This is a genomic window from Brevundimonas diminuta ATCC 11568 (assembly GCF_000204035.1).
Lineage (GTDB): Bacteria > Pseudomonadota > Alphaproteobacteria > Caulobacterales > Caulobacteraceae > Brevundimonas > Brevundimonas diminuta.
Genome location: NZ_GL883086.1, coordinates 1158004 through 1175326, shown reverse-complemented (window position 1 = coordinate 1175326; position 17323 = coordinate 1158004). Strand labels below are relative to the sequence as shown.

General features: G+C 67.4%; 19 protein-coding genes and 1 pseudogene. 14 read left to right on the top strand and 6 right to left on the bottom strand.

The genetic code is table 11. The features are described 5' to 3' along the window. Positions 1-2: 2 nt before the first annotated feature. Positions 3-647, bottom strand: coding sequence for a uracil-DNA glycosylase (locus BDIM_RS09595; protein WP_040345635.1), 645 nt, complete (start codon positions 645-647; stop codon positions 3-5). Continuing rightward, entirely contained in the window at positions 644-1225 is a 582-nt protein-coding gene (locus tag BDIM_RS09590; protein WP_003165390.1) for a LabA-like NYN domain-containing protein, read from the bottom strand. The genes BDIM_RS09595 and BDIM_RS09590 overlap by 4 nt, the downstream gene beginning before the upstream one ends. Between BDIM_RS09590 and folK the strand changes: the two genes are divergently transcribed. The 11 genes from folK to BDIM_RS09535 all read left to right on the top strand — a co-directional run bounded on the left by folK (position 1224) and on the right by BDIM_RS09535 (position 11189). Continuing rightward, a complete protein-coding gene (gene folK, locus BDIM_RS09585; RefSeq protein WP_003165388.1) occupies positions 1224-1811 on the top strand; it encodes a 2-amino-4-hydroxy-6-hydroxymethyldihydropteridine diphosphokinase in 588 nt (195 codons plus the stop codon). The genes BDIM_RS09590 and folK overlap by 2 nt on opposite strands. 130 nt (positions 1812-1941) lie before the next feature. Next, on the top strand, positions 1942-2301 hold the full coding sequence (gene rpoZ, locus BDIM_RS09580) for a DNA-directed RNA polymerase subunit omega (protein ID WP_003165386.1): 360 nt from the start codon (positions 1942-1944) through the stop codon (positions 2299-2301). A gap of 59 nt (positions 2302-2360) precedes the next feature. Beyond that, entirely contained in the window at positions 2361-4622 is a 2262-nt protein-coding gene (locus tag BDIM_RS09575; RefSeq protein ID WP_003165385.1) for a RelA/SpoT family protein, read from the top strand. 37 nt (positions 4623-4659) lie between these two features. Beyond that, on the top strand, positions 4660-5439 hold the full coding sequence (locus BDIM_RS09570; protein WP_040346796.1) for an LOG family protein: 780 nt from the start codon (positions 4660-4662) through the stop codon (positions 5437-5439). 45 nt (positions 5440-5484) lie between these two features. Then, positions 5485-6069 carry an orotate phosphoribosyltransferase gene (gene pyrE, locus BDIM_RS09565; RefSeq protein ID WP_003165383.1) on the top strand — a complete coding sequence of 195 codons (585 nt, stop codon included), beginning with the start codon at positions 5485-5487 and terminating at the stop codon, positions 6067-6069. Positions 6070-6084: 15 nt separating this feature from the next. Then, entirely contained in the window at positions 6085-6831 is a 747-nt protein-coding gene (locus BDIM_RS09560) for a pyridoxine 5'-phosphate synthase (protein ID WP_003165382.1), read from the top strand. Beyond that, entirely contained in the window at positions 6828-7229 is a 402-nt protein-coding gene (gene acpS / locus BDIM_RS09555) for a holo-ACP synthase (RefSeq protein ID WP_003165381.1), read from the top strand. Before BDIM_RS09560 ends, acpS begins: the two co-directional genes overlap by 4 nt. A gap of 112 nt (positions 7230-7341) precedes the next feature. Further along, complete coding sequence (lepB, locus tag BDIM_RS09550) at positions 7342-8268, top strand: signal peptidase I (RefSeq protein ID WP_003165379.1); 927 nt, start codon at positions 7342-7344, stop codon at positions 8266-8268. Continuing rightward, positions 8268-8984: a ribonuclease III gene (gene rnc, locus BDIM_RS09545; protein ID WP_003165378.1), complete on the top strand. Its 717-nt coding sequence runs from the start codon at positions 8268-8270 to the stop codon at positions 8982-8984. Before lepB ends, rnc begins: the two co-directional genes overlap by 1 nt. Next, positions 8981-9946, top strand: coding sequence for a GTPase Era (gene era, locus BDIM_RS09540; protein WP_003165376.1), 966 nt, complete (start codon positions 8981-8983; stop codon positions 9944-9946). Before rnc ends, era begins: the two co-directional genes overlap by 4 nt. A 4-nt stretch (positions 9947-9950) precedes the next feature. Beyond that, on the top strand, positions 9951-11189 hold the full coding sequence (locus tag BDIM_RS09535) for a serine hydrolase domain-containing protein (protein ID WP_003165374.1): 1239 nt from the start codon (positions 9951-9953) through the stop codon (positions 11187-11189). Here BDIM_RS09535 and BDIM_RS09530 read toward each other — a convergent pair. Beyond that, positions 11179-12534 carry an aminotransferase-like domain-containing protein gene (locus BDIM_RS09530; RefSeq protein WP_003165372.1) on the bottom strand — a complete coding sequence of 452 codons (1356 nt, stop codon included), beginning with the start codon at positions 12532-12534 and terminating at the stop codon, positions 11179-11181. The genes BDIM_RS09535 and BDIM_RS09530 overlap by 11 nt on opposite strands. A 133-nt stretch (positions 12535-12667) precedes the next feature. Here BDIM_RS09530 and BDIM_RS09525 point away from each other — a divergent pair, with 133 nt between their 5' ends. After that, the gene (locus BDIM_RS09525; RefSeq protein WP_003165371.1) at positions 12668-13540 is read left to right on the top strand and encodes a DMT family transporter; all 873 of its coding nucleotides are present in this window, start codon (positions 12668-12670) and stop codon (positions 13538-13540) included. Between the two features lie 10 nt (positions 13541-13550). On the opposite strand, the gene scpC is transcribed toward BDIM_RS09525, so the two are convergent. Together scpC and BDIM_RS09515 are read right to left on the bottom strand one after the other, a co-directional pair. Continuing rightward, on the bottom strand, positions 13551-15059 hold the full coding sequence (gene scpC / locus BDIM_RS09520; RefSeq protein ID WP_003165370.1) for a succinyl-CoA:acetate CoA-transferase ScpC: 1509 nt from the start codon (positions 15057-15059) through the stop codon (positions 13551-13553). 114 nt (positions 15060-15173) lie between these two features. Next, on the bottom strand, positions 15174-15614 hold the full coding sequence (locus BDIM_RS09515) for a VOC family protein (RefSeq protein WP_003165368.1): 441 nt from the start codon (positions 15612-15614) through the stop codon (positions 15174-15176). 240 nt (positions 15615-15854) lie between these two features. On the opposite strand from BDIM_RS09515, the gene BDIM_RS09510 reads away from it, so the two are divergent. Both BDIM_RS09510 and recO read left to right on the top strand, forming a co-directional pair. Then, entirely contained in the window at positions 15855-16310 is a 456-nt protein-coding gene (locus BDIM_RS09510) for a nuclear transport factor 2 family protein (protein WP_003165367.1), read from the top strand. Continuing rightward, positions 16310-17040, top strand: a pseudogene (gene recO, locus BDIM_RS09505) (DNA repair protein RecO). Before BDIM_RS09510 ends, recO begins: the two are co-directional and overlap by 1 nt. Before the next feature lie 31 nt (positions 17041-17071). Here the strand turns inward: recO and BDIM_RS09500 are convergent. Then, the coding region (locus BDIM_RS09500) for a nitronate monooxygenase (RefSeq protein WP_248601211.1) at positions 17072-17323 on the bottom strand (252 nt) is incomplete at its 5' end.

The window sequence follows — 17323 nt, the reverse complement described above, 5'->3', positions numbered from 1 at the left end:
TTTCAAGCTTCCAGGGCCGCCTTCGCGCGCTTGAAGATGTCCTCGAACATTTCCGCCGTCAGTCGGCCCGTGTTCGTATTCAGCCGTGAGCAGTGGTAGCTGTTGATTAGCGTATAGGGGCCGACCTGGCCCTCGACGCCATGCCCGGCGGGAATGGCTGAGCCGGGATAGCCCAGCGTCCGCAGGATGCTGCGCCGCGACACGTCGCCCAGGGTCACGATCACCTTCAGCCGGGGCAGGGCGGTCAGCCGATCCACCAGGAAGGGGCGGCAGGTGTTCTCTTCCGTCGCCGTCGGCTTGTTCTGCGGCGGGGCGCAGCGCACGGCGTTGGTGATCATGCAGTCGACCAGCGTCAGGTCATCGTGGCCATCAGGATCGTAAGACCCCTTTGCAAAGCCGGTCTTCTTCAGCGTGTCATACAGCAGCCAGCCTGCGTGGTCTCCGGTGAAGGGGCGGCCCGTGCGGTTGGCGCCGGTGCGGCCCGGCGCCAGGCCTGCGATCAGCAGACGCGCGTTCGGATCGCCGAACGAGGGCGCCGGACCGTTCCACCAGTCCGGGTTCTGACGCGCGTTCTCGGCGCGATAGGCGACCAGGCGCGGGCACAGGGGGCAGTCGCGCGCCGGTTCCGGGGTCAACGCTGCGCTCACGCGCGATCGCTCCGGTCCAGGGTGCGGGTCACGCCCTGATTCATCGCGGCCTTGGGCTTGCCGACCTGGTTCATGATGTCGGCCAGATCAACGAAGGCGTCGGCCTGACGGCGCAGGTCGTCGGAAATCTGGGGCGGCTGGCTCTTGACGGTCGAGACGACGGTGACGCGCACGCCCTTGGCCTGCAGAGCCTGCACCACACGGCGGAAGTCGCCGTCGCCCGAGAACAGCACCGCCTGATCCAGGCGCGGCGCCAGCTCCAGCATGTCGACAGCGATCTCCATGTCCATATTGCCCTTGGTGCGGCTGTGGCCCTGGGCGTCGGTGAAGCGTTTGACCGGCTTGGTCACCACGGTGAAGCCGTTGTAGTCGAGCCAGTCGACCAGCGGCCGCACGGGCGAGAATTCTTCGCCCTCGATGATGGCCGTGTAATAATAGGCGCGGATCAATCGGCCTTCGCCGACGAACCAGGTGGACAGCTTCTTGAAGTCGAGATCGCAGTTCAGGGCGCGCGCGGCCGAATAGAGGTTGGCGCCGTCGATGAACAGGGCGATGCGGTCATCGGGATGGTCGGTCATGAAGGAAAATGAGTCCGTCGATATGGTCGAGAAAATGAACGCCCCGACCGACGCCGCAGGAGAATCCTGGGGCGAGACCGATCTGGACGCGGCAGTCATCGTCGCACTGGGCTGCAATGACAAGGGTGATTGGTCGTCCTGTGTCGTGGCGCTGGAGGCGGCGCTGGCTCGGTTCCGCGCCGAGGGGGTGGATGTGCTGGCGCGTTCGTCCTGGTGGTCGTCCCAGGCCTGGCCTGACCCCAGCGACCCACCCTTCCTGAACGGCGTGGCCGTAGTCAGCACCGCCCAGGACGCCTCAACCCTGATGCAGACCCTGGGGCGGATCGAGGATCTGTTCGGCCGGGTGCGGACGGCGCGCAATGCGCCGCGCACGCTGGATCTGGATCTGATCGCCTATGGGCGGCTCAGCGGCGATCTGAACGGGCTGATTCTGCCGCATCCGCGAGCGGCCGACCGGCTGTTCGTCATGGGGCCGCTGGCCGAGGTGGCGCCGGAGTGGACGCATCCGGTTTGCGGCCGTCGTGCGCGCGATCTGGCGGCGGCGGCCACGGTCGGCGAGGATGCTCGACCCCTGCCGAGGGGTTGACGTCGGGCCGTCTGTCGGGCGAGGGGAGGCGCAACTGACGCCGATCCGCCCCAATGCCGCCTTCGCGGCGTTGCACAATCGGCTTTCAACCTATATTTTGTGCGGTTCTCCCTGCCGCCAGAGGAAATTCATGGCCCGCGTCACTGTCGAAGACTGCATCGAAAAGGTGCCGAACCGCTTTGGTCTGGTTCTGCTGGCCGGTCACCGCGCCCGCAACATCGCCAACGGCGCGCCGCTGACGCTGGACCGCGACAACGACAAGAACCCGGTCGTCGCCCTGCGCGAACTGGCCGAGGACACCGTCACCCCGGACGAACTGCGCGAGAACATCATCACCACCCTGCAACGGGTCGATGAGCGGACCGAGGCCGAGGATGAAGCCGAAGTCGTGGCCCTGCTGGCCGAGCCGCAGCACATGAACATGGCCGAAGCCGAACTGATCCGCGCGCTGCAGAGCGACCGCGACGGGGGCCAGGAGGAACGCTACTGACGGCAGAGCCTGTCACCGGCGTCACCTCCTCAACGGCGCGGCCCCTGGCGGACACGCCGATGGACCAACCCGCGAATCTGCAAGACAAGTCGGCGTCGTCCCCTGCCGGGGCGGCGCCGAAGTCGTCTGAAGGCCCTGCATTGTCTGATACCAAGCGCGCACCGATCATGCGCCAGTTCGAACTGATCGAGGCGGTCAAGGCCTATGATCCGACTGCCGACGAGGCGCTGCTGAACCGCGCCTATGTCTATGCGATGAAGATGCACGGCTCGCAGCTGCGGGCCTCGGGCGATCCCTATTTCGCCCATCCGATCCAGGTCGCGGGCATCCTGACCGACTATCGGCTGGATACGGCGACCATCGTCACGGCCCTGCTGCACGATGTGGTCGAGGACACCTCGGCCACGCGCGAGGACATCGCCGAGATGTTCGGCGAAGAGGTCGCCGTCCTGGTCGAGGGCGTAACCAAGCTGTCGCGGCTGGAGCTTCAGGCCGAGCACACGCGTCAGGCCGAGAACCTGCGCAAGTTCATCCTGGCCATTTCGCGCGACGTGCGGGTGCTGCTGGTCAAGCTGGCGGACCGCCTGCACAACATGCGCACCCTTCACTTCGTGAAGCCGGAGAAGCGCGAGCGCATCAGCCGCGAGACGCTGGAAGTCTACGCCCCCCTGGGCCGGTCGATAGGCATCCACTCCATCGCCGCCGAGCTGGAGGAGCTGGCGTTCGAGCATCTGAACGCCACGGCGCGCGTCGCCATCCAGCGCCGCCTGGAGGCGCTGAAGCTGGAGAACGGCAGCGCCATCGAGGCCGTCTCGCCCGAGATCGAACGGGTGCTGTCCGAGGCGGGGCTGACCGCGCGGGTCAAGGGGCGCGAGAAGACGCCCTATTCCATCTGGCGCAAGCTGCAGCGCAAGACGGTCGGCTTTTCATCCCTGTCGGACATCTACGGCTTCCGCGTCATCGTCGAGAGCGAGGACGACTGTTACCGCGCCTTGGGCGTTATTCACCGCGCGTGGCCGATGGTGCCGGAACGGTTCAAGGACTTCATCTCGACGCCCAAGTCGAACAACTACCGCTCGCTGCACACCACGGTCGTCGGGCCGGGCGGGCTGCGCATCGAGATGCAGATCCGCACCGAGATCATGGACCGCGTGGCCGAGGACGGGGTGGCGGCGCACTGGGCCTACAAGAACCAGTCCTACGGCTTCGACCGTGAGGCGATGGAGGCGGATGGCGGCCGCGATCCCCTACTGAACCTGCGCCATCTGGTTCAGGTGATCGAGCACGGGGAGGGCGGCGAAGACTGGGTCGAGCACGCCAAGCTCGAAATGTATCTGGATCAGGTCTTCGTCTTCACGCCCAAGGGGGCGCTGATCACCCTGCCGCGCGGGGGGATGCCGCTGGACTTCGCCTACGCCGTCCACACCGAGGTCGGGGACACCGCCGTCGGGGTCAAGATCAACGGCGAGCTGAAGCCCATGCGCACGGCGCTTCAGAACGGCGACGTGGTCGAGATCATCCGCGGGACCAAGCGCGAGGCGCCCACCGACTGGCGCAGCCTGACCGTCACGGGCCGGGCGCGCTCGGCCATCCGTCGATTCATCCGCTCGTCGGAGCGCGAAGAGTTCGTGCGCCTGGGCAAGACGACGCTGGAGCAGACACTGGAGCGGGCGGGCAAGTCGCTGGCCGACGTCAAGCTGTCGGAGGTGCTGAAGACCTTCGCCATGCCGTCGGAGGAGGACATGTTCGACGCCATCGGCCGGGGGCGTCTGACGGCCACGCGCGTGGCCGAGACCCTGTTCCCGGCGCTGAAGGGCCAGCTGAAGGCCGGGCCGGAGCGCAAGCGCATCGGCGAGGAATCGCCGCGTCTGTTCGTGCGCGGCGGCGGTCTGACGCCGGGCGTCAGCATCCATTTCGGCCAGTGTTGCTCGCCGGTGCCGGGCGACCGCATCGTCGGCATTCTTGAGCCGGACAAGGGACTGACCGTCCACACCATCGACTGTCAGACCCTGGCCGATTTCGCCGATGACGACTCCGTTTGGCAGGATCTGCAATGGACGCCGCAGGCCGAGCGCAGCGCCGTCGGCGCGGTCAAGCTGCACGCCACCCTGACCAATGCGCGCGGCGTGCTGGGGCAGGTGGCCTCCATCATCGGCGAGGCGGGCGGCAACATTCTGAATCTGTCGATGGCGCACCGGCAGCACGACTTCTACGACATCGATATCGACGTGGAGGTCGAGGACGCCCGCCACGCCACCATGATCATTGCGGCGCTGAGGGCCAATCCCTACGTCGATACGGTTGATCGCGCGCGCGGCTGAGCCGACGCTGACGCCATCAGTTTTCTCAAAGGTCGAAATGTCCCCCGAACAACAGAAGCTCGCCAACGAGGCCCAGTTGGCCTCGCCCTCCTATCGTCTGGCCGCCCTGGATCAGGACTTCCTGCTGGGCGAGTCGATGCGCGGCGTGCGCTTCCTGATGGAGTATGAAAAGGCCGAGCAGGCGCTGAAGGCCTGGGGCGTGCGCTCGACCATCGTGGTCTTCGGCAGCGCCCGCGTCGGCGTGAACGGCGACGGCCGCCACGCCTACTGGTACGAGCAGGCGCGTCAGTTCGGCCGCATCGCCTCCGAACGCGGCGGCGCCTTCCGCGGCGAGCCGGGCGAGGTGCGCGACAACGTCATCGCCACGGGCGGCGGGCCGGGCATCATGCAGGCCGCCAACCAGGGCGCGCACGAGGCCGGGGCGCCCTCGATCGGCTTCAATGTCACCCTGCCGCACGAGCAGTTCCCGAACCCGTGGTCGACGCCTGAACTGACGTTCCAGTTCCACTACTTCGCCATGCGCAAGATGCACCTGGCCATGCGGGCCAACGCCCTGGTGGTCTTCCCCGGCGGTTTCGGCACTCTGGACGAATTGTTCGAGATCCTGACCCTGCGCCAGACGGACAAGGCCCCGCCGATCCCCATCGTCCTGTTCGACGAGGCCTATTGGCGTTCGGTCATCAACTTCGACACCCTGATCGAGCACGGCATGGTCAAGGCGTCGGACATGAAGCTGTTCGCCTTCGCCGATGACGCCGAGACGGTGTGGACCAAGCTGCTGGAAGGCGGCCTGAAGCCCAACTGCGACATCAAATAGGGCGCGGGTTGAGGGCGGCCGCTGCAGGGTCTAAGGACGGCCTTCATGAACACTGAAGACGTCCTCAACGAATTCCGCGACGCCGGCGCCCTGCGCGAAGGCCATTTCGTCCTCTCGTCCGGCCTGCACAGCCCGGTCTTCCTGCAGAAGAACCTGGTCTTCATGGACGGCGCCCGCTGCGAGCGCCTGTGCAAGGCGCTGGCGGAAAAGATCGTCGCTGCGGTCGGCCCGGTCGATGCGGCTATCTCGCCCGCCGTCGGCGGCATCATCCCCGGCTATGAGACGGCCAAGCACCTGAACGTCCGCTCCATGTACGTCGAGCGCGAGGGCGGCGAGTTCAAACTGCGTCGCGGCTTCTCGGTCGAGCCGGGCGAGAAGATCGTCATGGTCGAGGACATCGTCACCACGGGGCTTTCTTCGCGCGAATGCATCGCTGCGATCCAGAAGGCGGGCGGTCATGTCGTCGCCGCCGCCTGCATCGTCGACCGTTCGGGCGGAAAGGTCGATGTGGGCGTGCCCCTGATCGCCCTGGCCTCGATGGAGGTGCCGGCCTATCCGGCCGACGCCCTGCCGCCGGAACTGGCCGCCCTGCCGGTCGAGGATCCGGGCAGCCGTCGCCTGTCGAAGTAGAGAAGAGAGAACGGGATGAAGCGTCAGCGGGTTCGTCTGGGCGTCAATATCGACCACGTCGCCACGGTCCGTAACGCACGCGGCGGCGCTCATCCCGATCCGGCCCGCGCGGCCGAGGCGGCGCTGGCGGCCGGGGCCGACGGCATCACCGCCCACCTGCGCGAGGATCGCCGTCACATCACCGACGCCGACATCGACGTGCTGACGGCCCTGTGCCGCCGCGCGGACAAGCCGCTGAACTTCGAGATGGCGGTGACGGAGGAGATGCTGGCCATCGCCCTGCGCCACCGGCCGCACGCCGCCTGCCTGGTGCCCGAGCGGCGCGAGGAAGTGACTACCGAGGGCGGTCTGGCCGTCGCCGGTCATGAGGCCCGCATCGCCCCGGTGGTGAAGGCCCTGTCCGACGCAGGCATCCGCGTCAGCCTGTTCATCGAACCGTCCGAGGACCAGGTCGAGGCCGCCGCCGCGGTCGGCGCCCAGGTGGTCGAGTTTCACACCGGCCGCTATTGCCACCTGACCGACCCGGCTCAGCGCGCGGTCGAGTTCGACCGTCTGGCCGCCGCCGCCGCCCAGGCCGACATTCTGGGGCTGGAGGTTCATGCGGGCCACGGTCTCGACTACGCCACGGCAGGCGATGTGCTGGCCATTCGCGAGATCGTCGAGCTGAACATCGGCCACTTCCTGATCGGCGAGGCGGTCTTCGTCGGCCTAGACGCCGCCATCCGCCGGATGCGCGCGGCGATGGACGAGGCGTCATCGTGATTATCGGCGTCGGCGCCGACCTGTCGGACATCCGTCGCATCCAGGCGTCGCTGGACCGCTTCGGCGACCGTTTCAAGCAACGCGTCTTCACCGAGCTTGAGCGCACCCGTTCGGACCGCAAGGCTGACCCGGCGTGGAGCTACGCCAAGCGGTTTGCGGCGAAAGAGGCCTGCGCCAAGGCCCTGGGCACCGGCATGCGGTCCGACGTCTACTGGCGCGACATGGGGGTGGTGAATCTGCCGTCTGGTCAACCGACGCTGGCCCTGACCGGCCACGCGGCCGAGCATCTGGCTCGCCTGACCCCGCCGGGACATGAGGCGCGCATCCACCTGACCCTCAGCGACGAACACCCCTACGCCCTGGCCTTCGTGGTGATCGAAGCCCTGCCCAAGGCCTGACGCCGCGGCGAAGGTTGCGGTTCCTTCATCATCCAGAGTCTTGCTCGCGGCGGGTTCAGCGACTACGCCTCGACCTTCAAACCCCGCGTTCGGCGGGGGATTCGAGCAGACGATGAGCGACGACCCCAAGGCGAACGGCGGAGCAGCCGACCCAGCCCTTGATCCGGCTGACCAACGGCCGATCTGGAGCGACGACGGCGACGCGCCCTTCGACATGGGGGACGACCCCGAGGCGCTCGACAGCGAGACCCCGATCTATGCGCCCCGGCGCTCCAGGAAGGCCAAGCGAGTGAAGAAAGAAAAGTCCGCGAGCAACGAAACGGTCGAGATCATCAAGACCGTCGTTTTCGCCCTGCTGATCGCGCTGGTGCTGCGGGTGCTGCTGTTCCAGCCCTTCACCATCCCGTCGGCCTCGATGGAGCCGAACCTGTACGAAGGCGACTACATCGTCGTGTCGAAGTGGTCGTACGGCTATTCCAAGCACTCGATCCCGTTCAGCCCGCCGGTGTTCAACGGCCGCATCCTGGGCAAGGCGCCGGAGCGCGGCGACATCGCCGTGTTCAAGCTGCCGCGCGACAACAAAACGGACTACATCAAGCGCGTGATCGGCCTGCCGGGCGACAAGGTGCAGATGATCGCCAACAAGCTCTACATCAACGGCGCGCCGGTTCAGGACGTGGTGGTCAGCCGCGCCCAGATGGCCGACATGTTCGGCCCGCGCGCCGTGACCCAGCTGCGCGAGACCCTGCCGGGCGGCCGCACCTTCATGACGCAGGACTTCGGCCCCGGCGGCGATCTGGACGACACCCCGCTGTATGAGGTTCCGGCCGGTCACTACTTCATGATGGGCGACAACCGCGACAACTCGATCGACAGCCGCGTCGAGATGTCGGCCGGCGTGGGCATGGTCCCGGCCGAGAACCTGGTCGGCAAGGCCGAGATCATCATGTTCTCGTGGACGCCGGGCGCCTCGCTGTTCAACCCGGTCAGCTGGTTCGCCAATGTGCGCTTCAGCCGGTTCTTCAAGATCCTCGACTGATGGCCGGCGGACGCACGAATGTGCGCGCCGAGGCCGTGGCGGCCCTGCGCCAGCGCCTGGGGCATGACTTTGAGGACGCCTCCCTGCTGGAGCGCGCCCTGACGCACTCCAGCGTGGGCGAGGGGGCGGGCCCGCAAGTTCCTGCCGACAATGAGCGGCTGGAGTTCCTGGGCGACCGGGTGCTGGGCCTGCTGGTCGCGGATCGACTGGTGCGCGACTATCCGTCAGCGGACGAGGGGCAGCTGTCCGCCCGCCTGCACGCCCTGGTGGACAAGAGCGCCTGCGCCCGCGTGGGCGAACGGCTGGGCGTGGGCGACGCGCTTCGCCTGTCGCCCGGCGAGACCAAGACGGGCGGCCGCAGAAAGGCCGGAGTCATCGCCGATGCTGTGGAAGCGATCCTGGCGGCCGTCTATCGCGACGGCGGTCTGATCGCCGCTCAGACCGTGTTCGAACGCGCCTGGGCCGAAGAATTGGCCGCGCCTCCGAGTGCGGCGGTGACCAACCCCAAGTCCGCCCTGCAGGAATGGGCGCAAGGCCAGGGCCGACCGCTGCCGACCTATGAAGTGGTCCAGCGTACCGGCTCGGATCACGCGCCGACCTTCACGGTCGAGGCGACGGTGACGGGCTATGAACCAGCCCGCGCCCAGGGACGTTCGCGACAGGAGGCGGAAAAGGCCGCCGCCATCGCCCTATTGAAACGAGAAGACGTAATTTGACCGAGACCACCGAAACCACCGAGATCACCGGCCAGCGTGCGGGCTTCGCCGCCATCATCGGCGCGCCCAATGCGGGCAAGTCGACGCTGGTGAACCGGTTGACCGGCTCCAAGGTCTCCATCGTCACCCAGAAGGTCCAGACCACGCGCTTCCCCGTGCGCGGCATCGCCATCAAGGGCGACGCCCAGATCGTGCTGGTGGACACGCCCGGCATCTTCACGCCGCGCCGCCGTCTGGATCGCGCCATGGTCGCCTCGGCCTGGGGCGGGGCGCAGGACGCGGACGTGGTCGTCCACCTCATCGACGCCCAGTCGCACATCGACGCTGAAGGTCGCGAGGGCACCGCCGCCGACCGCCGCTCGGCCGAGGACACCGAGACCATCATCGCCAATCTGAAGGCGACCGACACCAAGGTCATCCTGGCGCTGAACAAGATCGACGGCATGCGCCGCGACACCCTGTTGGCCCTGTCGCAGCGCCTGTTCGAGACGGGCGTCTATTCCGAGGTCTTCATGATCTCGGCGCTCAGCGGCGACGGCGTGGACGATCTGAAGACGCGCCTGGCCCTGGCCATGCCCGAGGGGCCGTGGCTCTACCCCGAGGACCAGTCGGCGGACGTGCCGCTGCGCGTCCTGGCCGCTGAGATCACGCGCGAGAAGGTCTATCTGCGCGTGCACGAGGAACTGCCCTATTCGGCGGCGGTCGAGACGACGTCGTTCGAGGACAAGGCGGACGGTTCGGCCCGCATCGAACAGACCATCTATGTCGAGCGCGAAAGCCAGCGCCCGATCGTTCTGGGCAAGGGCGGCCAGACCCTGAAATGGATCGGCCAGAAGGCGCGTGAAGAGCTGATCGAGATCCTGGATCGGCCCGTTCACCTGTTTTTGACCGTCAAAGTCGATCCCAAATGGCAAGACTCAAAGGCATTGTACGCCCAGTTCGGCCTGGAGTTTGACGTCTAGTCTCGTGTTCATCGTTCCCAAGACCGCGGGCGGAAGGCCCTGGTTCCTCGGTTCCCTCGTCGCCGCCGGCCTGATCTCGGCCGGGGCGGGCGCGTGGTTCGTGAAGGCTGTCGCGCCGGAAACCCAGGCGGCCGCCGTCTATCGGACAGACCTGCCCAAGCGTCCGCCGGTCGAGGTGGTCGAGGCCCTGCCGCAGTTGAAGGAACGTCTGGACCAGCTGGCGGCCAGCAAGCAGTTCACCGGCGCCGTCCTGGTGGCCAGGGGCGATCAGGTTCTGTTCCGCCAGGTCTACGGCAAGGCGAACTATGAGCAGGATACGCCCTTCGCTCTGGACACTCGTTTCCGCCTGGCCTCGGTGTCTAAGCAGTTCACCGCCGTGGCCGTTCTGAAGCTTCAGGACGAGGGCAAGCTGTCGGTCGACGATCCCGTCTGCAAATGGATCGAGCCGTGTCCCGACGCCTGGCGGCCGCTGCGTATCCATCACCTGCTGTCGCACACCTCGGGCATTCCGGACGTGATGGCGCAAGCCGAGTGGGGCCGTATCCGCGTCACCCACCGCACGTCGCAGGAACTGACCGAGACTTCGGCCCGCTATGGCCTGCAGTTCGAGCCGGGGACGAAGGTCCGCTACAACAACGCCGCCTTCAACCTGGCGGCCGAGATCGTGTCAAAGGCCAGCGGCCAGCCGTTCGAGACCTATATGGAGCAGGCGATCCTCAAGCCCCTGGGCATGAAGGACACCGGCTCGGACGTGAATGACGACGCCCAGGGGCTGGCCATGGGCTACGGCCTGTTTCCGGCCGGCTTGACGCCGCAGCCCATCGCCAACGTCAGCGTCGTGGCAGGCGCCGGGGCGCTGTATTCGACGCTGGACGATATGCTGGCCTGGAACCGGTCTCTGCATCAGGGCCACGTCCTGAGCGACAAGGCCTATGCTGACCTGATCGCCGACCATGCGCCGGACGACATGCCGGAGCGACGCGGGCCGCATCGGGCCTATGGGTACGGCATTTACGTCAGCGCCCTGGGCGAGCGGACCTCATCGCCGTTCAGCGATCGCCAAATCTACCACACCGGCAGCTGGGCGGGTTTCCGCAACCTGGTGTCCTATCAGCCCGATCAGGACGTGACGGTGGTGGTGCTGTCGAACAACTATCACCTGCGCGACCTGGTGCTGCTTATCAACCAGCAGGCCATGGCCGAGGCTCTCGGCCGCCCGTTCCCCGCCGCGCTCAGCCGCTGAGGCTTAGGCGCAGGAAGTTCATCAGGCGCGGGTCGTCGCAGTGGGTCACGTTGACCCGCATGAAGCGGCTGGCCGTCTGTGAGGGGCTGAACACGTCGCCGGGCGCCAGGACGACGCCCTCTTTCAGCGCGGCGCGAGCCAATTCGGCGGAATCGATCTCGCCTGGCAGTCGGCACCAAAGATTGAAGCCGCCGCGCGGCTCGATCCAGGGTTCGACGCCGATGGATCTCAGGCGGGCGATCACCTCGCGACGCTTGCGCGCCAGGCGTCGATGAACCTCGTCCAGATGCTTGCGATAGCCGCCCCCGGCCAGGACGTGGGCGATGGCTTCGGCCGCCACGGGACTGGCGCCGACAAAACCCGTCGCCACCTGAAGATCGGCCAGATCCGAAATCCGGTCGACGCGCGCCGCGATGTAGCCGCAGCGCAGGGAGGCCGACAGCGTCTTGGAGAAGCTGCCGATGCGGATGACCCGGTTCAGCCCGTCCAGCGCCGCCAGACGGGTGGTGGGCTCGGGCTCCAGATCGGCGAAAAGATCATCCTCGATGATGGTGAGGTCATGCGCGGCGGCCAGATTCAGCAGGCGGTGCGCCGTCTGGGGCGCGATGCCGGCGCCGGTCGGGTTCTGAAGCCCGGCGTTGGTCAGATAGAGCCGGGGCGACGCCTGTTTCAGTACGGCTTCGAACCGTTCGACGTCAGGGCCCGTGGGCGTGTAGGGGACGCCGACGACCTGGACCTGATGCGCGCGCAGCAGGGCGCGAAAGTTGAAGTAGCAGGGATCGTCCACCACCACCGTATCGCCGGGCCGCAGCAGATAGCGGCACGTCAGATCGACGGCATGGGTGCCGGAGGCGGTCAGCAGCACCTGATCCTGGCCGAGTTGCAGCCCCTCGGTCGCCAGACGACCCAGCAGGATGCGGCGCAGCGCCCTCGAGCCGAGCACGCCGCCATAGTCGGTCAGGAGGGCGTCGTCCGCCCGCGCGACGGCGCGCAGGGCCTTGCGCAGCGCCTCGGTCGGCATCCAGTCCGCAGGCAGCCAGCCGCAGCCGGGCTTGAGGGCCTCCGGCGGCGCCTCCAGCGACTGGCGCGACACCCAGAAGGGGTCGACGGCGCGGTCGTGCAGGCTGGGATCGACTGCAAAACTGAGCGGGGGCAGGGCGGCGCCCGAGACGTAGAAGCCTGATCCCGGCCGAGCGCGGATCAACCCCTCGGCCGCCAGCCGGTCATAGGCCTCGACGACGGTTGAAGGCGAAACCGCCATGGTCTCGGCGAAACGCCGGATCGACGGCAGGCGGTCGCCGGGGGCCAGGCTGCGCCCGGCGATACGCGCGCGGATAGCCTCCATGACCTTTGTGGTGCGTGTGCAACGTGACAACCGTGTCGGCTCCATAACCCATACAGTTTGTCAGAAGTGTATCGATCTGTGGCTGCCTTCGCCAGCGCCGCGCGTCCAATCAGGCGGCGAAGAGGAAGACGGAATGGACACGGCGAAACAGAAACGCATCGACGGCCTGATCTGCGGGCTTCTGGGGGTTGTGATCTTCAGCGGTTCGCTGCCCGCGACGCGGGTGGCGGTGGCGGACCTGTCGCCGCTGTTTTTGACGGGCGCGCGGGCGGCCATCGCAGCGGCGCTGGCTGGGCTGGTGCTGTTGGCCACGCGGCAGGCGCGGCCGGATCGGCGCGATCTGATGTCGCTGGCGGTGATCGCGGTCGGGGTGGTGGTCGGTTTTCCCCTGCTGTCGGCCCTGGCCCTGCAGCACATGACCTCGGCCCGGTCGATCGTCTTCATCGGCCTGTTGCCGCTGTCCACGGCCATCTTCGGCGTCATGAGGGGCGGGGAGCGGCCGCGCCCGCTGTTCTGGCTGTTCTCGGGTCTGGGCAGCGCCACAGTGATCGGCTTCGCCTTCAGCAGCCACGGCGACGGATCATGGACCAGCGACCTGCTGATGCTGGCCTCCATCATCATCTGCGGCCTGGGCTATGCCGAGGGCGGCATACTGGCGCGGCGTTTGGGCGGCTGGCAGGTCATCTGCTGGGCGCTGGTGCTGTCGGCGCCGATCATGCTGGTGGTGGCGGCGTTGGACCTGCCCGCCGACTGGAGCGCGATCGGCGTCCCGGCGTGGACCGGACTGGCCTATGTCTCGGTCTTCTCGATGCTGATCGGTTTCATCTTCTGGTATCGCGGCCTGGCGATGGGCGGCATCGCCAGCGTGGGGCAGCTTCAACTTCTCCAGCCCTTCTTCGCCCTGGCGCTGGCGGGGCTGGTGCTGCACGAGGCCGTGCCGTGGACCATGGTGGCGGCCGCCGCCCTGACGGTGGCCAGCGTCGCTGTCGCCCGCCGCTATGCCTGAGACGGGCGGGTCAGGCCTTCATCGACCCCGTTTCGATGAAGCGTTGGTGCCACGACAGCGCCTCGGTCAGCAGGTGGGGCGATTGCAGGCCGTAGGAGCCTTTCAGCGCGCGGTCGTAATAGTCCTTCAGCGCGTCACGATAGTCGGGGTGGGCGCAGTTGGCGATAATGACCCGGGCGCGCTGCTTGGGCGACAGGCCGCGCAGGTCGGCCAGGCCCTGTTCGGTGACGATGACCTGCACGTCCTGGGTGATGTGGTCGACGTGGCTGGCCATGGGGACGATGGCCGAGATCTTGCCGCCCTTCGCCGTCGAGGGCGTGACGAAGCAGGAGATATAGGCGTTGCGCGCAAAGTCGCCCGAGCCGCCGATGCCGTTCTGGATGCGCGAGCCCATGACGTGGGTGGAGTTGACGTTGCCGTAGATGTCCGCCTCGATCAGGCCGTTCATGGCGATGCAGCCCAGACGGCGGATGATCTCAGGGTGGTTCGAGATTTCCTGCGGGCGCAGGATGATCTTGCCGCGGAACTGCTCCATCCGGCTGTTCAGATCGGCGGCGGCCTCGGGGCTGAGCGAGAAGGCGGTGGCCGAGGCGACGGTCAGCTTGCCGCTATCCAGCAGGTCCAGCATCCCGTCCTGAAGCACTTCGGTGTAGGCGGTCAGGTTCTCGAATGGGCTGTCGGCCAGACCCGCCAGCACGGCGTTGGCGACATTGCCCACGCCCGATTGCAGCGGCAGCAGGTGGGCGGGCAGGCGGCCCAGCTTCACTTCGTGCTGCAGGAACTCGATCAGATGCCCGGCGATGGCCGTGGCGTTGGCGTCCGGCGCGGCGAAGGGCAGGTTGCGGTCGGGGCTGTCGGTCTCGACGATGGCGGCGATCTTGGACGGATCGACGCGGAAGACCGTCTCGCCGATCAGGTCGGTCGGCTTGGTCAGCGGGATCGGCACGCGCGCAGGCGGCAGGGCCGTGCCATAATAGATGTCGTGCATCCCCTCCAGCGCCGCGTTTTGCCAGCTGTTGACCTCGAGGATGATCCGGTCGGCGCGGTCCAGCCAGGTCTTGTTGTTGCCGATGGAGGACGAGGGGATCAGCGCCCCGTCCTCACGGATGCCCGATACCTCGACCACGGCCGTCTCCAGAGGGCCAAGGAAGCCCTGCCAGGCGACCGGCGCCACCTGCGACAGGTGCATGTCCAAGTATTCCATCTCGCCCTTGTTGATCTTCTCGCGGGCGATGGGGTCGGAGTTGTAGGGCAGGCGGAACTCGATGCCGTCGGCCTTGGCCAGGGCGCCGTCCAACTCAGGCCCGGTCGAGGCGCCGGTCCAGACCTTCAGCTTGAAGGGATTGCCCGCCGCGTGTTCGGCCTCGATCCGCTCGGCCAGGGCCATGGGCACGACCTTGGGATAGCCCGAGCCGGTGAAGCCGCTCATGCCCACGGTCGAGTTGGCCGGGATCAGGGCGGCGGCGTCCTGGGCGGACATGATCTTCGACTTGAGGGCGGCGTTACGGACGCGGGACATCGCAAACCTGACGACTGGAGCCGGGGAGGGCTCAAAGAACGACGCGGACATAGGCGCCGCATCACCCTGATTCCAATACGGCTTTGGTCGTAACAGTTCGTGATCACAATGGCGTTAGCCGCCGGGCTTCCAGTCCGCCGTAGGGTTGGTGTTGACCATCCAGGGGATGCCGAACCTGTCGGTGAAGCTGCCGAAACCGGGAGACCAGAAGGTTTCAGCGAAGGGCATCGACACCTTGCCGCTCTCGGACAGGGCGTCGAAGACCTGTCGCGCCTTGGCGAGATCGTCGGTGTGATACGACACGTCGAAGCCGTTCTTGGGCTTGTCGATGTTCGGCGCGAACTCGGGCGGCATGTCGGCGCCCATGATCGCCTGGTCCCCGACCTCCAGCCAGCCGTGCATCAGCCAGTCCTTGTATTTGGGATCGACCGGCATGTCGGGCGGGCCGTCGCCGTACGGAAAGGCGGCCGTGACCTTGCCGCCCAGCACGCGGGCGTAGAACTCCAGCGCTTCGCGGCACTGGCCCTGAAAGCTGAGGCTGGTGACGATCTTCATGAGATCCTCCTTCGGATGGAGGCGAAACGCGCCAGGCGGACGAACGGCTCCAAGCCCTTCTCCCCTTGCGGGAGAAGTGGCCCGGCAGGGCCGGATGAGGGGTCTCCCCGCGCCTGGAGTTTGATGAGTTATTTTGCCGTTGCGTGACCCCTCATCCGTCAGGCTTCGCCTGCCACCTTCTCCCGCAAGGGGAGAAGGACAACGCTTTCGTCTGCGCGGGAACAGGACTAGAACAAAGCCATGATCACCGCCTCCCTGATGATGCTTCAACTGTCCGCCGCGCCCGCAGAGACCGCGCCGATCGAGCGCGCGCTGGACGCCATGCACGCCGCCGCCTCGGTCGCAGACGGGGAGGCCTATTTCGCGACCTTCACGCCGGACGCCCGCTTCATCGGCACCGATGCGGGGGAGCGCTGGACCCTGCCGGAGTTCCGCGCCTACGCCACGCCCTACTTCTCGCAGGGCAGGGGCTGGACTTATCGGCCGACGGCGCGGACCGTGACGATCGCCCCGATCGAGTGCCGCTGCGTCGCCTGGTTCGACGAGGTGCTGGACAACGACGCCTATGGGACCACGCGCGGCTCGGGCGTGTTGCGCCTGACCGAGGACGGCTGGAAGATCGAGCAATACGTCCTCAGCTTCGCCGTACCGAACGACAAGGCGCGCGCTGTCGTCGACGCCATCAAGGCCGACTGATGGAGGTTCAGGACGACGCCTTCGTGCTGTCGGCGCGGGCGCATGGCGATACGGGGGCGGTGGTCGATCTGCTGACCGAGCGGCACGGTCGCCGCGCCGCCTATGTCGCGGGGGGGCGTCGCGGCGGATGCGGCCCTTCCTGCAGCCGGGCGCGCGGGTCGTGGCCGATCTGCGGTCGCGGACGTCGGATCAGCTGGGCTCGGCGCGGCTGGAGCCTGTGGGCGAAGGCCCGGCCGCCCTGTTCGACGACCCGTTGGCCCTGACCGGCCTCAGCGCCGCCGCGGCGGTCGCTCAGGGCGCTCTGCCGGAGCGGGAGCCGCATCCCGGCGCCTTCTACGCCTTCGAGGCGCTGATGGGCGCGTTCGCCGTGCCCGAGGTCTGGCCCGCCATTTTCGTGCGGTTCGAGGCCGGGTTGTTGGAGGACTTGGGCTTCGGTCTCGACCTGTCGCGCTGCGCCTCAACAGGGTCGATGGACGATCTGGTCTGGGTCAGCCCCCGCACCGGCCGCGCCGTCAGCCGCGAGGCGGGCGCCCCCTATGCCGACAAGCTGCTGGCTCTGCCGCCCTTCATGCTGGGCGCGCAGGCCGGGCTGGGCGAGGGCGACGTGAAGGCGGGGCTGGAGCTGACGGGGCATTTCCTTGAGCAGTTCGTCTTTCATGCCCTGAACCGGCCGCTGCCGCCCGCGCGGGTCTGGATGATCGACAAGCTGGGCGAGGCGGGGCGGCTGTAACTGCCTCACGTCCGCCCCTCCCGGCGAGGGGTTAAAGGCGGGACAGCCCCGCAATCGCCTCGCGTGTTTCCCTTTCCAACACCGCGACCAGTTCAGCGGCAGGCAGGGCGCGGCCCAGCGGCGCGGCTTGCCCGGCCCAGTGCGGCGCATAGCCGTTGTCGCCCTTGGCCTTTGCCGCCGCGTTCAGCGCCCTGCCGAGGTCGTAGGCATACGGATAGGCGGCGATCTTCGTCTCATCGGCGCGGCGCATGAAGGCGTTCTCCACCCCGCGCGCCGGACGGCC

Bases quoted from the DNA above. Each gene is read 5' to 3' on its own strand.
- pyrE (WP_003165383.1), top strand. From the start codon at position 5,485: ATGAACACTGAAGACGTCCTCAACGAATTCCGCGACGCCGGCGCCCTG.
- lepB (WP_003165379.1), top strand. From the start codon at position 7,342: ATGAGCGACGACCCCAAGGCGAACGGCGGAGCAGCCGACCCAGCCCTT.
- BDIM_RS09515 (WP_003165368.1), bottom strand. From the start codon at position 15,614: ATGAAGATCGTCACCAGCCTCAGCTTTCAGGGCCAGTGCCGCGAAGCG.
- folK (WP_003165388.1), top strand. From the start codon at position 1,224: ATGAAGGAAAATGAGTCCGTCGATATGGTCGAGAAAATGAACGCCCCG.
- BDIM_RS09575 (WP_003165385.1), top strand. From the start codon at position 2,361: ATGGACCAACCCGCGAATCTGCAAGACAAGTCGGCGTCGTCCCCTGCC.
- BDIM_RS09570 (WP_040346796.1), top strand. From the start codon at position 4,660: ATGTCCCCCGAACAACAGAAGCTCGCCAACGAGGCCCAGTTGGCCTCG.
- rnc (WP_003165378.1), top strand. From the start codon at position 8,268: ATGGCCGGCGGACGCACGAATGTGCGCGCCGAGGCCGTGGCGGCCCTG.
- BDIM_RS09510 (WP_003165367.1), top strand. From the start codon at position 15,855: ATGATCACCGCCTCCCTGATGATGCTTCAACTGTCCGCCGCGCCCGCA.
- BDIM_RS09530 (WP_003165372.1), bottom strand. From the start codon at position 12,534: ATGGAGGCTATCCGCGCGCGTATCGCCGGGCGCAGCCTGGCCCCCGGC.
- BDIM_RS09560 (WP_003165382.1), top strand. From the start codon at position 6,085: ATGAAGCGTCAGCGGGTTCGTCTGGGCGTCAATATCGACCACGTCGCC.
- rpoZ (WP_003165386.1), top strand. From the start codon at position 1,942: ATGGCCCGCGTCACTGTCGAAGACTGCATCGAAAAGGTGCCGAACCGC.
- BDIM_RS09590 (WP_003165390.1), bottom strand. From the start codon at position 1,225: ATGACCGACCATCCCGATGACCGCATCGCCCTGTTCATCGACGGCGCC.
- BDIM_RS09525 (WP_003165371.1), top strand. From the start codon at position 12,668: ATGGACACGGCGAAACAGAAACGCATCGACGGCCTGATCTGCGGGCTT.
- scpC (WP_003165370.1), bottom strand. From the start codon at position 15,059: ATGTCCCGCGTCCGTAACGCCGCCCTCAAGTCGAAGATCATGTCCGCC.